The sequence below is a fragment of the Longimicrobium sp. genome (assembly GCA_036389795.1).
GTDB lineage: Bacteria > Gemmatimonadota > Gemmatimonadetes > Longimicrobiales > Longimicrobiaceae > Longimicrobium.
On sequence record DASVWD010000246.1, the window covers coordinates 26,819 to 41,137 of the forward strand.

Sequence of the window (14,319 nt, forward strand, 5' to 3'; positions counted from 1 at the left end):
AGGGTTCCGCGGAGGTCCCCGATCAGGGAACAAACCGGCGAGGGCGCCCGGTATCAGCAGCCCGTCCGCGGCGGGAGTTCGACCAGCGGCGAAACGGAGGGAACGATGTTGCGTGGCGTTCGCGCGCGGCGCACCGTGCTCCGGGCGGCGGTCTACGGGATTCTCGTCGTGGCGCTCTCCGGGTGCTCCGACCTCCTCGCCGTGGCCGGGCTCTCCGACCTGTCGGGCTTCTGGGTGGGGCGGTACGACTCCGAGCTGGACTTCTACCTGGACCTGGACGACGACGTCTACGGGCTCTACGGCCGGGCCGGCTTCCTCCGCGGCCGGTCGTCGTCCGACCTCTTCGTCGACGGCGAGCGCGACGGGAGCCGCGTCGTCTTCTACTCCGACGAAGCCGGCTCCAGCGGCCTGATCGTCTTCGAAGGCCACGTCACCGGCCGCGACCGCATCGAGGGCCTGGTCTACCTGGAGCCGATCCCCAGGCGCGTCGTCCTCCGCCGGGAGTAGCCCGCCGCCTTTCAACGGCCCGGCCTCGCGCAGAGGAAGCAGAGGGAGCAGAGAGAACCGCGCCGGGCGATGAGTTCTCTGCTGACTCTGCTCCTCTGCGTGAGATTGCAGTTGCCGTTGGGGTTCCGGTTCGCGTGCCCGGCGCGCGCCCTCCCCGGATTGCGCGCGGGCGTGCGCGTGCACAGTTTTCCAGGCGTCGGAGTGTCCGGCGAGATCGTTATCTCCAGACCACGCACCATCATGCCGTCGAAGCTCAGGAACGTCGCCCTCGTCGCTCTCTGCGCCGCGTGCTCGCTCGCCGCGTCGCAGTGCACCGCCTCCCGCGGCTCCTCCGCCCCGGCCGAGGAGGCGCCCGCCGCCAGCCGCCTGGAGGCCCGCACCTGGACGCGCGGCTCGTCGCCCCGGCAGATCGCCGACTGGGTGCTGGCCGGGTGCCGCGGGGAGGACAAGGGCCAGTGCGTCGAGAAGGCGCTGGTGTCGGTGATCGAGCCCGCCGGGGTCGACAAGGCCATGGCCGCGCTCCTCCTCATCACCGCCAGGGACCCGGACATCGACCGCGACGGGCACGTCTACGCGCACGGCATCGGCATCGCCGCCTACAAGGGGCCCGAGACGGTGAGCCAGACCTTCGCGCTGTGCACCACCGATTTCCAGTCCGGCTGCTACCACGGCGTCATCCAGGCCTACTTCGCCGACGACCGCGCGGGCGGCGGGGGGGTGACCGCCGAGAAGCTCAACACCCTCTGCACCGACTACCGCACCCCCGAGCGGCGCTGGCTGGACTTCCAGTGCTCGCACGGGATGGGGCACGGGCTGATGGCCGTCAACGCGCACAACCTCCTCACGGCGCTCGACGCCTGCGACCTGCTCACCGAGACCTTCGAGAAGCAGGGGTGCTGGGGCGGCGCCTTCATGGAGAACATCATCAACGTCACCCACCCCCACCACACGGCTACCACGCAGCAGGCCGATGGCGGCCACGGCGAGCACGGAGGGGCGCAGGCGGCGGCGGAGGGCGGACACGCGGAGCACGGCGGGGCGGCGCCCCACGCGCACGGCGAAGCGGCCGCCGAGCCGTTCAAGGCGCTGGACGAGGCGGAGCCGCTCTACCCGTGCACCGTCGTGCGGGAGCACCACCGCCGGCAGTGCTACCTGATGCAGACCTCGGCCATCCTGTGGCGCAACGGCGGCGACTTCGCCGCGGCCTCCGAGCAGTGCCTGCGGGCGCCCGAGGACATGCGGCAGACCTGCTTCCAGAGCCTGGGGCGCGACGCCAACTCGTGGGCGCGCGGCAGCCAGGAGCAGGCCATCGCCTACTGCGGCCAGGCCCCCGCCGACGTGCAGGCGTACTGCATCGTGGGCGTGGTGAAGAACATCGTCGACGTCACGGCCAAGGCCTCCGACGGGCTGGGCTTCTGCAAGGAGGTCCCCGACGCAAGCAAGCCGGCGTGCTACCGGGCCGTCGGGCAGCAGATCGGCATCCTGCACGCCGCCAGCCCCAGGCGCGAGCGCGAGTGCGCCGCCGCCGAGCGGGGCTACGTCACCGAGTGCCGCTTCGGCGCCGGCCTGGGCCTGCTCCGGAGCGACGAGTAGGAACCGCAGGGGCAGGGAACAGGTTCAGGGGACAGCCGGCGCCACACCCACCCTCGCTCCGACTCGTAAAGTCCACCCTCTCCCGAAGTTGGGAGAGGGTTGCCGCTCCAAGGCGGCGGGTGAGGGCCCCCGCCGCCGCGCCGGGATCCGCCGGAACGCGCGAGACGTCCCGCATCCTCTTCGCCGCGCGAGGCGCCGAGGGGCTCTGATCGACCCTGCAAAACGCCCGCAAACTTTTCACTTTCCGGCAATCCGGTCGTAGACCCCCGATCCCTTCCCTCCCGCGCCGATTCCTCCCGATCTCGTTCCTCCTCTTCGACTTGCATCGACCGCCGGCATGCCCGGGAGATCCCGGCACGGCGCTGGCATGTCGCGCGCACGTTCCGGGTACAAGACGAGCCGCCATGTCGCGCCGACACGGACCGCGCACGCCCCGGCGCGCGTTGTTCTTGCGGGCGGCACTGCCGCGCCTTACCATAGAGCGTTCCCCACACCGTATTGCTCCAGCCCCGGCGCTTCCCGCTGAAGCGCCCGGGATCCCGCGCGGGCGCACTGCGTCCGTCCCCGGCGCCACGCCTTTTCGAACCCGCCGCACGCACCAGCCTGCGAGGCCACGTGAGACCCGTTTCCAGAGCCGCCCTGCTCGCCGCCGCCGCGCTCGCCGCCGCGCCGCCGCTCTTCGCCCAGCGCGACACCGTGCCGCAGCAGCGCGTGCACGTCGTGCAGCCCGGCGAGACGCTGTGGGACCTCGCGCGCGTCTACCTGAACGACCCGTTCCTCTGGCCGGAGATCTTCCGCCTGAACACCGGCGTGGTCGAGGACCCGGCGCTCATCTACCCGCGCGAGCGCCTGGTGCTGCCCTTCGGCGCCACCGCGGCGGCGGCCCCCGGCGCCCAGCCCGGCCGCACCATCTTCTTCCGCGGCGAGCGCCAGGTGAAGCAGGAAGACCGGCTCACCGTGCTCCCGCTGGGGACCGCGCAGTTCCCCGTGGTGCGCGTGGGCGACTTCTACCGCGCCTCGTTCCTGGCCCGCGACGGCGAGGTGCCGGCGGTCGGCCGCCTGGCCGAGCTGATCTCGCCCACCGTGGTGCCGCTGGAGCGCCCGCCCGCCATCCAGGTCTACGACAGGGTGTACGTGGCCCTGGCCGGCACGGCCCCGGCCATCGGCGACCGCCTGCAGTTCGTGCGGCAGGGGCGCGAGCTGCGGCCGCACGGGCGCGTCTACGTCTCCACCGGCGTGGGCACCGTGGCCGCGGTGGAGGAGGGCGTGGCCACCGTGGTGATCGTGCGGATGTACGACCAGGTGGCGGTGAACGACCTGGCGGTCCCCTTCGAGCGCTTCCCCGTGGCCGTGGGCGCGCGGCCGGCCCCCTCGCGCGGGCTGCAGGGCTCCATCCTGGGCTTCGAGAGGCCGCACCCGGTGCAGGCCGTGGAGGAGATCACCTTCCTGGACGTGGGCCGCGAGGCCGGCGTGCGCGAGGGCGACGAGTTCGAGGTCTACCTCCCGCGCCAGGGCCGCACCTGGGGGACGCGCCCCGAGATCGCCGTCGCGCGCATGCAGGTGGTGAAGGTCACGCGCACCACCGCCTCGGCCCGCATCACCTCCATCGAGCAGCCCGCCGTGGCCGTGGGCCTCCCCGTGCGCCGCGTCGCCGCGATGCCGGGGGGCGGGGGCGGGAGCTCGGGCGGGCGGTGACCGAATAGTGCCCAGTCCCCAGTGCCCAGGAACGGCCCGACCGGGCACTGGGCACTTGGAACTGGGCACTGGTTTTTTCTCGACGCCCTTCCGAAAGGAGGGGCGTCGTCGCATTTTCGGGGGCGATGACCGCGACGCTCCACCTCGCCGCCCTGGCGCTGTACGCGCTGGCCGCCGCCCTGCTCGGCCTCTCCCTGGCCAGGAGCCACCGCCGCCTCCCCGCCGTGGCCACCGCGGTGCTGGGCGGCGCGCTGGTGCTGCACGCCGCCGCGCTCGTGCTCTACCGCGGCGAGCACGGCGTCCTCCCCCTGGTGGGGCTGGGGCCCTCGCTCTCCGTCCTGGCCTTCCTGATCGCCGCCGGGTCGCTGGGGCTGGCCACCCTCGGGCGCACCGGGCCCGTGGGCCTGGTGCTGGTCCCCGTCGCAGCGGCGATCGCCGCGATCGCCGAGATCGCCGGGGTGCACCCCTCGGGCGACTCGGCGGCGTTCCGCGGGCCCTGGTTCGTCCTCCACGTGGTGCTCGCCTTCCTGGGCTACGCGGGGCTCACCGTGGCCTTCGCGGCGGGGCTCATGTACCTGGTCCAGTTCCGCGAGCTCAAGAGCAAGCGCTTCGGCGCCGTCTTCCGCTTCTTCCCCCCGCTCGACACCCTCGACCGCATCGGCCGCGGGGCGCTCCTGGTGGGGATGCCCGCGCTCACGCTGGCGCTCCTGCTGGGGTGGGCGTGGTCGGCGCAGTTCGGGCCGCCGATGTCGCCCGGGAACCCCAAAGTCGTGTGGGGCGTACTCTCCTGGCTCGTGTTCGCCGCCGCGCTGGCGGCGCGCGCGGGTGGCGGGCGGCGCGCCCGGCGGGCGGCGCTGGCGAGCGTGCTCGGCTTCGCGGTGGTGGTGGTCTGGTACCTCCTCCTGCGCGTGGGCGAGGGGTCCGGGGGAGGGTTCCTGTGAGCGGGCGCTACCCCGTGCTCCTCGACGTCGCCCGCCTGCGCGTGCTGGTGGTGGGCGGGGGGCGGGTGGCGCTGCGCAAGGCGGCCGGGGTGGCCGAGGCCGGCGGGGCGCCCGTCGTTGTGGCCCCCGAGGTCCACGACGAGCTGCGGGCGCTGATCGGGCGCCTGCGGCTCGTCTGGCATCCGCGGGTCTTCCAGCCGGGCGACGCGTCGGGGTACCACCTGGTCTTCGCGGCCACCGACGCGCCCGGGGTGAACGCCGCGGTCGCGCGCGAGGCCGAGGCCGCCGGCGCGCTGGTGAGCGTGGCCGACGACGGGCCGGGCTCCGCGTTCCACGTGCCGGCCTCCATCCGCCGGGACGACGTGGTGGTGGCGTTCTCCACCGGCGGCGCCTCGCCGCTCCTGGCGCGGCGGCTGCGCGAGCGGCTGGAGGCGGTCGTCACCCCCGGCCTGGGCCGCGCCGCCGGGCGCCTGGCGCGCCTGCGCGACCACCTGCGCGCGCGCTTCCCCGGCGACCCCGCCCGGCGCCGGGAGGCCTGGCTCGGCCTGGTCACCCCCGAGTTCCTCGACGCGGCCATCGCCGGCCGCGACCACGAAGTCGAGTCCCGCATCGCCCGATGCCTGTCGCAGTCGTAGGCCTGAGCCACCGCACGACGCCGATCGAGCTGCGCGAGCGGGCCGCCTTCGGGCGCGCCGAGCACGCGGGCGCGCTCGCGGCGCTCGCCGCCGAGGTGGAGGCCGAGGCGGTGCTGCTCTCCACCTGCAACCGCACCGAGTTCTACCTGGCCTCGCTGGGGGGCGACGCCGGGGTGGAGCGGGCGGCGGAGGTCCTCGCCCGGCGCCTGGGGCCCGGCGCGAGCCCGTCGCGCCACCTCTACGTGCACCGCGACCGCCAGGCGGCCGAGCACCTCTTCCGCGTGGTGTCGGGGCTCGACTCGATGATCGTGGGCGAGCCGCAGATCCAGGGGCAGGTGAAGGAGGCGTACGCGCTGGCCCGCGAGGCCACCACCGTGGAGGGGCCCGTCGTGGGCCCGGCGCTCAACCGCCTCTTCCAGACGGCGCTGGGCGTGGGCGGGCGGGTGCGCAGCGAGACCTCGCTGGGGCAGGGTGCGGCCTCCGTTCCCTCCGCGTCCGTGGAGCTGGCCCGCAAGATCTTCGGCTCGCTCCGGGGCCGGCGCGCCCTGGTGCTGGGCGCGGGGGAGATGAGCGAGGTGACGCTGGAGTGCCTGCGCGGCGAGGGGGTCGACACCGCGATCGTGGCCAACCGCACCTGGGAGCGCGCCCGCGAGCTGGCCGAGCGCTGGGGCGGCGCGGCGGTGCGCTGGGACGGCTTCGCGGCGGCGCTGGCGCAGGTGGACATCGTGGTCTCCTCCACCGCGGCCCCGCACCCCGTGCTCACCGTGCAGCGCTTCCGCGAGGCGCTCCCCCAGGGCCCGCGCCGCCCCCTGTGCATCCTGGACATCGCCGTCCCGCGCGACGTGGAGCCGGCGGTGGGCGACCAGCACAACGTCTTCCTCTACAACCTGGACGACCTGCAGCAGATCGTGGACGACAGCCTGGGCCGCCGCCGCGCCGAGCTGCCCAAGGCCGAGGCCATCGTCGCGGCGGGGGTGGAGGACTTCTGGAAGTGGTACGCCTCGCTCGCCGTGGTGCCGACGATCCGGGCGCTGCGCGAGCGGGTCGAGCAGGTGCGGCAGGCTGAGATGGAGCGGGCGCTCAGGCAGCTGCAGCACCTGTCGGCCGACGACCAGCTGGCCATCGACGCGCTCACCCGCGCGCTCACCAACAAGCTGCTGCACGCGCCCACCGCGCGCCTGCGCGAGGCCACCAGCAACGGCCGCGGCACCGGCGTGCTCGACACCGCGCGCTACCTCTTCCACCTCGATGCCGAAGACGCCCACGGCGAGGGCGGCGAATGAACGTCTCCCGCCACGGAACCACCGTAGGGGCGAGGCCTGCCTCGCCCGGCGGGAGGTCGCGCCTGCGAGGGCGGTTGCGAAGGGACGGGATGCCGGCCCGGTCCCCTGCCGATGGCATTCGGCCAGCCGGGCGAGGCAGGCCTCGCCCCTACGAAGATTGTTGCGAGATCGACTCGGGACCCATGCTGCCGGTCCACCCCTCGACCTCTGATTCCTCACCAGCCGAATAGATGCTGATCCAGGCCCAAGCCGGGGAGTTCGGGAACGTCTGGCGGATGATCGCCGCCGGGACGCTCTCCACCAAGCTGATCATGCTGCTGCTGGCGGTCTTCTCCCTGGTCTCCTGGGGGATCATCGTGCTCAAGCTGATCCAGTTCCGCCGCCTCCGCCGCGAGTCGGACCGCTTCGTCGAGCGCCTGGAGCGCTCCGAGCGGCTGGAAGACGCCTACACCTCCATCATGGCGCTCCCCGAGAGCCCCTTCACCCGCGTCTTCAAGCGGGGGATGACCTTCTACTCGGAGCTGCGCCCCGCGCGCGGCGGCGAGCTGCGCGGCCTGCTGCCCACCCAGCTCGAGGTCCTCCGCCTCGTGCTCGAGAAGGAGGAGGGCGAGGAGCGCGACTCGCTCACGCGCGGCCTCTACTGGCTGGCGATCTTCGCCACCACCTCGCCGCTGCTGGGGCTGCTGGGGACGGTGATCGGGGTGATGAACTCGTTCATCGGCGTGGCCGAGGCCGGGTCGAGCAACATCACCGCGGTGGCGCCGGGGATCGCCGAGGCGCTGGTGGCGACCGCCGGCGGCCTGGTGGTCGCCATCCCGGCGGCGATGGGCTACAACTACCTCACCGGCAAGCTGGCCGTGCTGATGGGCGAGCTGGAGGGCTTCTCCAGCGAGTTCATCGGCGCGCTGGCCCGCGAGGGGCGGATCTGATGCCCCGCCGACGCGGCTCGGGCGAGCTCTCGGTGAGCGCGGAGATCAACGTCACCTCGCTGGTGGACGTCGTCCTCACCCTGCTGGTGATCTTCATGATCACCGCGCCGATGCTGCAGGGCGGGGTGGAGGTGAGCGTCCCCCGCGCCCGCACCGAGTCGGTCCCCTCCTCCGAGGGCGTCGTGGTCTCGCTCGACCGCACGGGCGCCATCTTCATCGGCCAGGAGCGGGTGGCCTGGGAGGAGTTCGACACGCGCTTCCCGGAGGCGGTGCGGAGCAGAGGCGCGCGGACGGTGTACCTCCGCGCCGACCGGTCGCTCCCCTACGGCCGGGTGGTGCAGGTGCTGGGGGCGATGAAGGCGGCCAACGTCGCCAGCGTCAGCCTGATCGCCGAAGAAGAAGAACCCGCGCGGAGGTAGCCGATGGACGTGCGGAAGCGGGCGATGGAGATCAAGAAGCGGCAGAAGCGCGGCGCGGTGGAGACCGCCGCGGCCGCGTCGCTCGGCATCCACCTGCTGCTCGTCCTCCTCGTCGTCCTGGCCGAGGGGGCGGGCCGCGCGCCCCGCGCCCCGCGGATGCGCGTCTACGCCGTCAACATCGTCTCCCCGCCCCCGAACCTGCGCGGCGACCCCCCGTCGGAGCCGCCCGCCCCGTCCTCCGGCCCCGCGGCCCCCGCGCCCGCGCCGGCTCCCGCGCCGCCGGCTCCGGCTCCTCCCGCGCCGCCCCCGCCCGCGCCGGAGCCCCCGAAGGCCGCGCCGCCCAGGCCGCCGGCCCGGGAGGAACCCGCGCGGGTCCCCGAGCCTACAAGGAGGCCGTCTCCACCCCGGACCCCCGAGCGCACCCCCGAGCGCCCCAAGGCGAGCGAGCCGTCGCGGACCACGGACCGGACTCCTGCAAAGGACCGCACGCCGCCGAAGGACCGGACGCCCTCGACGACGACCGGGAGCCGGACGCAGCCAACTTCGCGCGACCGCACGACGTCCAACGGCTCGGGCGCGCCGCGGAGCACGGGGACGGGGACGCGCGGGCAGGCGACGGGGCGGAATCCCGATCCCAGCTCCCCCGGCGGCGAGGGGCTCACCATCCGGCAGGCGAGGATGGAGTGCCCGAGCGCCGGCTACTGCGAGAACATCGTGCGGCAGGTGCGGCGCTACTTCCGCCGCCCCGAGGGCGTCAACGGGAGCGCCGAGGTGTGCTTCCGCATCCTGGAAGACGGCGGCGTGGACCAGGACGCCATCACGGTCAACCGCGTGCGCGGCGGCTTCGCCTTCCGGCTGGCCGTGCAGGAGGCCGTGGAGCAGGCGGGGATGCGCAGGGCGTTCGGCGCGCTCCCCGAGGCCTTCGGCGCCGCCACCCTGCCGGTGTGCGTGGACGTGTCACCCCAGATCTAGCGAGTGCGCTTGCGTCGTTCCCCGCTCCTCATCGCCGTCCCCCTCGCGATCCTCTGCGCCGCCGTGGCGCCCGCCGCCGCCCAGGACAGCGTCGGCGTCCGACTCCGACTCCGCTACGAGCCCCGCTACGAGCCCGGCTTCGTCGTCCTCCCCTTCGGGGGGAACGACGTGGCCGCCCGGGCCGCGCGCGAGGTCGTGCGGCAGGACCTGGAGTACAGCGACCGCTTCGAGCTGAAGGACGCCGCCGGCGCCCGCCCCGGCGACCCCGTGGACGCGGCCGCCTGGCGCGAGCGCGGCGCCGACTGGGTGCTGGACGGCTCGGTCGAGTCCTCGGCCGGCGGGCTCGTGCTCCGGCTCACCCTCACCGACGCCGTCTACGGGCAGCAGAAGGGCTCGGGCACCTTCCCGCTCCCCGCCATGGGGAGCCGCGGCTTCCGCATGGCCGTGCACGCCGCGTCGGACGCCGTGGTGCGCTGGGCCACCGGCGAGCCGGGGATGGCCGCCTCGCGCATCGCCTACGTGGTGCAGGGGCGCGGGTCGAAGGAGATCTACGTGGTCGACTCCGACGGCGAGAACCCCACGCGCGTGACCTTGGACGGGTCGATCGCCCTCTCGCCCGCCTGGTCGCCCGACGGGCGCAAGCTGGCCTACACCTCGTACAAGAGCGGCGCGCCCTTCCTCTACGAGCGCGACCTGGGGACCGGCGCCGAGCGCGTGGTCTCCAACCGCAGCGGGATCAACATCACCCCCTCGTACTCGCCGGACGGGCGCACCATCGCCTTCGGGACCACGGCGGGGGGGAACACCGAGATCGCCACGGTGGGGCCGGGCGGGCTCCGGCAGCACACGCAGAGCCGCCGCGCGGAGAACCTCTCGCCCAGCTTCTCGCCCGACGGGGGGCGGATCGCCTTCGTCTCCGACCGGCTGGGGGAGCCGGGCGTGTACGTGATGGGGATGCCGGGCGGCGAGGCGCGGCTGGTGTCGGAGTACCGCTACGGGCGCGGCGGCTACAGCACCTCGCCCGACTGGTCGCCCACGGGGCCGTGGATCGCCTACTCGTCGCGGGTGAACGGCGTGCCGCAGATCGTGATGGTGGGCGCCGACGGCGAGGGCGCGCGGCTGCTGACCGACCGCGGCCGCAACGAGGACCCCAGCTGGGCCCCCGACGGGCGCCACCTGGTGTTCGCCTCGCCCGACCGCGAGGGCGGCGGCCTGTTCGTGCTCGACACCGTGAGCGGCAAGGTGCGCAGGCTGGCGAGCGGCCGCGTGGGGCTGCCCGACTGGTCGCCGATCCTGGTGCGGGCGACGGGGACGCGGTGAGGTGGGAGCCCGGACCCAGGCCTCCGATCCAAAGGCGGGTGAACCCGCGGCAACAACGGCGAGAAGCCTGCCTGCGCAGGCTGGTCCGGCGCGAGGTCGGCCTCCGGCGCCGAAGGCGTGATCTCGACATTCTCCGAGTCAGGAAGATCGCCATGCCTCCCACCACCGAGCAGGACCGGGAAGACGTCCGTCGCCTGCTGGAGCGGATCAACGGCGCCTGGCTGCGGGGGACGCCGGAGACCGTCGAGGCGGCGCTGGACGGGTGCTTCCACGAGGACGTCGTCTTCCGCGGCCCCGGCATGGAGCTCCTGGGCCGCGGCCGGGATGTCTGCGCGGGGAGCTACGCCGGCTTCCTCCGCCAGGCGACGGTGCGCGAGTGCACCCTCTCCGAACCCGAGATCGACCTGGCGGGCGACACCGCGGTCGCCTCGTACAGGTGGGAGATGACGTACGAGCTGGGCGGGACGGAGTACCGGGAATCGGGCCGCGACCTCTTCGTCGTGGCGCGGGGCGAGGGCGGCTGGCGCGCCGTCTGGCGGCAGATGATTCCCGACCCGGCCGGGTGAAATCTCCCCGACGTGAGTAGCTGCACCTGTAGTTGTGGCGTCCTTCCCCCCGACCCGCTATATGTAGTAGATTCGCAGGACGCGAGGCCCCGCGCCCGCCGTCCGCAGCCCCCGCGCGAACCGAGGGAGAGACGACGAGATGAGACTTCGCCGACTGGCTGTGCTCCTCCTGACCCCGCTGGTGGTCCTCGGCTGCCGCAAGCGCCGCCCCGCCGACGGCCCGGCCCCGAACGACACGACGACGGCCGCGACGGCGGGGGTGGACGGCGGGGACGCGGGCTCCGCCCGGGAGGACTCGATCCGCCTGGCCATGGAAGAGGCCGAGCGGGAGCGCCTGGAGCGCGAGCGGCGAGGCCGCGAGGCCGCCACCGCCGCGGCGCGCGAGGCGCTCACCGAGATCGTCTTCTTCGACTACGACAGCGACCAGATCACCCCCGAGGCCGAGCGGCGCCTGGTGCTGAAGGCCGCCGTGCTGCGCGACAACCCCACGGTGCGCATCCGCATCGAGGGGCACGCCGACCAGCGCGGCTCCACCGAGTACAACCTGGCGCTCGGCCAGCGCCGCGCCGAGGCGGTGCGCGCCTTCCTGGCCAACTACGGGATCGACGCCGACCGCTTCGCCACCATCAGCTACGGCAAGGAGCGCCCGCTGGTGGAGGGCGAGGGCGAAGAGTCCTGGTCGCGCAACCGCCGCGCCGAGTTCGCCATCACCGGCGGCGAGATCACCACCGTTCCCGCGGAGCTGAGGCGATGAAGCCCACCCGACTCGCGGCCGGCCTCCTGGCCGTCCCCCTCCTGGCGGGGTGCCTGGCCACCAAGCGCGACATCGAGGACCTGCGGCTGGAGATGCAGACGAACCGCCAGTCGCAGGAGCAGATGATCCAGCAGCTCATCCGCCGCACCGAGGCCATGCTGGACAGCATCGCCGGCCAGAACGTGCGGCTCCGCGGCGACGTGGCCAACCGGCTGGTGCAGATCGAGCGGCAGCTGGTGCAGATCCAGGAGCTCTCGGGGCAGAGCCAGGCCCAGCTGACGGAGCTGCGCCGCCAGATCGCCCAGCGCGCCGAGGAGGCCCGCCGCGCCGCCGAGGCCGCCGACAGCGCCCGCGAGGCCGGCGCCGAGACGGGCGGGACCGGGGGCGCGGGCGCCGCCGCCCCCACCAGCGGCGACGAGGCGTACAACGCGGCGCTCGCCGCCTTCCGCCGCGGCTCGATGGGCACGGCGCGGCTCGGCTTCCAGGAGTTCCTGCGCGTGGCCCCGCGCGACCGGCGGGCGGCCGACGCGCAGTTCTACATCGGCGAGACGTACGCGCGCGAGCCCGACAACGCCATCCCCGCCTACGAGCGCGTGGTCGAGCAGTACCCGACCTCCGCGCGGGCGCCCACGGCGCTGCTCCGGATCGGCCGGCTGGAGCTGGAGCGCGGGAACCGCACCGAGGCGCGGGCGCGCTTCAACCAGGTGGTGCGCGCCTACCCGCGCAGCCCCGAGGCCGAGGAGGCCCGCACCGAGCTGGCGCGGCTCCCGCGCGCCTCCAACGACTGACGCCGGAGCACCGACGCCGTGCGCTGCCCGTTCTGCCACCACCAGGACGACCGCGTGGTCGACTCCCGCACCAGCCGCGAGGGGCGGGCGGTGCGGCGCCGGCGCGAGTGCCTGCGCTGCGGGCGGAGGTTCACCACGTACGAGTACATCGAGGAGCGCACCCTCCAGGTGCTCAAGCGCGACGGCGAGACCGAGCCGTTCGACCACCGCAAGCTGGTGGGGAGCATCGAGGTGGCCGTCGCCAAGCGCCCGATCACCCCCGCCGAGATCGTGACCTTCGTCGAGGACATCGAGCGCGAGCTGGACCGGCGCGAGAGCGGCGAGGTGACCAGCCGCGAGATCGGCGAGATGGTGATGGAGCGGCTGAAGGCGCGCGACCACGTGGCGTACGTGCGCTACGCCAGCGTCTACCGCAACTTCGCCGACGTGGGCGAGTTCGAGGAGGAGCTCAAGGAGCTGCGCAACCTGGCCGCCCTGCGCGAGATCCGCCGCTTCCAGCGCGAGCTTCCCCTCCCCGACGCCGACGACGAAACCGAGGTTCCCGGCCCCGACCCCTCGCCCTCGTAGCCGGTCGGGGGGTTCCCCACGGCGGCCCCGGGAGGTCCGGCGATTGCCCCGCCGGGCCTCCCTTCGCACATTTCAGCGGCGTCCGCGACTGGGCAGGTTCCGTGAAGAGCCTCACACGGAGTCAACGGAGTCAACAGAGGGACTTCCTCGTCGTTCTCCGTTAACTCCGTTGACTCCGTGTGAGGCTTTCGGTTTTCTGATCTTACCAGGATCCGACCTTCAGCAGGGATAGATGGCGAAGTTCGCGAAGACCCCCACCGGCGAGATGCCGTTCCTCGACCACCTCGAGGAGCTGCGCTGGCGCATCCTGTGGAGCCTGCTGGCCGTCACGGTGTGCGCCGTCGTCGGCTTCTTCCTGGTGACGCGGCTCGACGTGCTGGGGATCCTGGTGGCGCCGATCGAGCCGCTCCTGAACGGGACCCGGCTCAAGTACCTGAGCCCCACCGAGCCGTTCTTCATCACCCTCAAGCTGGCGATCCTGGTGGGGCTGGTCCTCGCCTCGCCGATCGTCATCTACCAGGTGTGGGCGTTCCTCTCGCCGGCGCTGCTGCCGTCGGAGAAGCGGGTGATCGTGCCGGCGCTGTACATGGGGCTGGTGCTCTTCGCCGCCGGCGTGGCCATGGCGTACACCGTCGTGCTCCCGGTGACGCTGCGCTTCACCATGGGGTTCCAGACCGAGAGCCTGGAGCAGTCCATCACCATCGGGCCGTACCTGGCCGTGGTCACGCGGCTCCTGCTGGCGTTCGGCATCGTCTTCGAGCTGCCGGTGGTGGTGCTGATCCTGTCGGCGCTGGGGCTGGTGACGCCGCAGTTCCTGGCTTCGAAGCGCCGCCACGCCATCGTGGTCATCACCGTGCTGGCCTCGGTGCTCACCCCCGGCGACGTGATCACGGTGACGGTGATGATGATGGTGCCGCTCGTGCTCCTCTACGAGCTCTCCATCGTCCTCTCCCGCCTGGTCTCGAAGAAGCGCATCGCCGCCGCCGCCGAGGCGGAGGCGGCGGCCTCGGTGGAAGCGTGAGGGAGTGCGGCCCACCTCGTCCCGAACGTTGTCGTCCTGAGGAGCCGCCGCGCCGAACCGCCGGAGTGAGCGAACCCGTGGCGGCGACGAAGGATCCATGGGCAGCCCTGCACGGCCGGCTTCTTCGCAGGGCCGGCCATAGATCCTTCGGCCTGCGTGGATTCGTGCGCACGCGGGTACGGCCTGGCCGGCCTCAGGATGACACCGTTTCGGATGGAGAAATCGTCCTGAAGACCGCCTTTCCGGGCGCTGGGGTTTGACATGAGGCGCCCGTGAGGTTTCCGTTAAGGGGCGCCCGCGGCCGTTCCCTCCGCGCGGCGCGCCACGCA

At 73.4% G+C, this 14,319-nt stretch carries 15 protein-coding genes; all 15 read left to right on the forward strand.

Annotated features, from left to right (window positions below):
• Positions 1–105 precede the first annotated feature (105 nt).
• Positions 106–507 (forward strand): hypothetical protein, encoded by a 402-nt coding sequence (locus VF746_29115; protein ID HEX8696515.1) that lies wholly within the window; start codon positions 106–108, stop codon positions 505–507.
• Between the two features lie 240 nt (positions 508–747).
• Positions 748–2,100, forward strand: a complete 1,353-nt coding sequence (locus VF746_29120; protein ID HEX8696516.1) for a hypothetical protein — start codon at positions 748–750, stop codon at positions 2,098–2,100.
• A gap of 615 nt (positions 2,101–2,715) precedes the next feature.
• Complete coding sequence (locus VF746_29125; GenBank protein HEX8696517.1) at positions 2,716–3,795, forward strand: LysM domain-containing protein; 1,080 nt, start codon at positions 2,716–2,718, stop codon at positions 3,793–3,795.
• Positions 3,796–3,920: 125 nt separating this feature from the next.
• Complete coding sequence (ccsA, locus tag VF746_29130) at positions 3,921–4,736, forward strand: cytochrome c biogenesis protein CcsA (GenBank protein HEX8696518.1); 816 nt, start codon at positions 3,921–3,923, stop codon at positions 4,734–4,736.
• Complete coding sequence (locus VF746_29135) at positions 4,733–5,371, forward strand: bifunctional precorrin-2 dehydrogenase/sirohydrochlorin ferrochelatase (GenBank protein ID HEX8696519.1); 639 nt, start codon at positions 4,733–4,735, stop codon at positions 5,369–5,371. The genes ccsA and VF746_29135 overlap by 4 nt, the downstream gene beginning before the upstream one ends.
• Positions 5,353–6,654, forward strand: coding sequence for a glutamyl-tRNA reductase (hemA, locus tag VF746_29140; GenBank protein ID HEX8696520.1), 1,302 nt, complete (start codon positions 5,353–5,355; stop codon positions 6,652–6,654). Before VF746_29135 ends, hemA begins: the two co-directional genes overlap by 19 nt.
• Before the next feature lie 230 nt (positions 6,655–6,884).
• Positions 6,885–7,583 (forward strand): MotA/TolQ/ExbB proton channel family protein, encoded by a 699-nt coding sequence (locus VF746_29145; GenBank protein HEX8696521.1) that lies wholly within the window; start codon positions 6,885–6,887, stop codon positions 7,581–7,583.
• Positions 7,583–8,002 (forward strand): biopolymer transporter ExbD, encoded by a 420-nt coding sequence (locus VF746_29150; protein ID HEX8696522.1) that lies wholly within the window; start codon positions 7,583–7,585, stop codon positions 8,000–8,002. Before VF746_29145 ends, VF746_29150 begins: the two co-directional genes overlap by 1 nt.
• Positions 8,003–8,005: 3 nt before the next feature.
• Positions 8,006–8,974 (forward strand): hypothetical protein, encoded by a 969-nt coding sequence (locus tag VF746_29155; protein ID HEX8696523.1) that lies wholly within the window; start codon positions 8,006–8,008, stop codon positions 8,972–8,974.
• Between the two features lie 9 nt (positions 8,975–8,983).
• Positions 8,984–10,294, forward strand: coding sequence for a hypothetical protein (locus VF746_29160; GenBank protein HEX8696524.1), 1,311 nt, complete (start codon positions 8,984–8,986; stop codon positions 10,292–10,294).
• A gap of 152 nt (positions 10,295–10,446) precedes the next feature.
• Positions 10,447–10,860, forward strand: a complete 414-nt coding sequence (locus VF746_29165) for a nuclear transport factor 2 family protein (GenBank protein HEX8696525.1) — start codon at positions 10,447–10,449, stop codon at positions 10,858–10,860.
• 139 nt (positions 10,861–10,999) lie between these two features.
• A complete protein-coding gene (gene pal, locus VF746_29170) occupies positions 11,000–11,614 on the forward strand; it encodes a peptidoglycan-associated lipoprotein Pal (GenBank protein HEX8696526.1) in 615 nt (204 codons plus the stop codon).
• Positions 11,611–12,402: a tetratricopeptide repeat protein gene (locus tag VF746_29175; GenBank protein ID HEX8696527.1), complete on the forward strand. Its 792-nt coding sequence runs from the start codon at positions 11,611–11,613 to the stop codon at positions 12,400–12,402. The genes pal and VF746_29175 overlap by 4 nt, the downstream gene beginning before the upstream one ends.
• Before the next feature lie 18 nt (positions 12,403–12,420).
• Positions 12,421–12,969 carry a transcriptional regulator NrdR gene (gene nrdR, locus VF746_29180; protein ID HEX8696528.1) on the forward strand — a complete coding sequence of 183 codons (549 nt, stop codon included), beginning with the start codon at positions 12,421–12,423 and terminating at the stop codon, positions 12,967–12,969.
• Between the two features lie 232 nt (positions 12,970–13,201).
• Positions 13,202–13,990, forward strand: coding sequence for a twin-arginine translocase subunit TatC (tatC, locus tag VF746_29185; GenBank protein HEX8696529.1), 789 nt, complete (start codon positions 13,202–13,204; stop codon positions 13,988–13,990).
• Positions 13,991–14,319 lie beyond the last annotated feature (329 nt).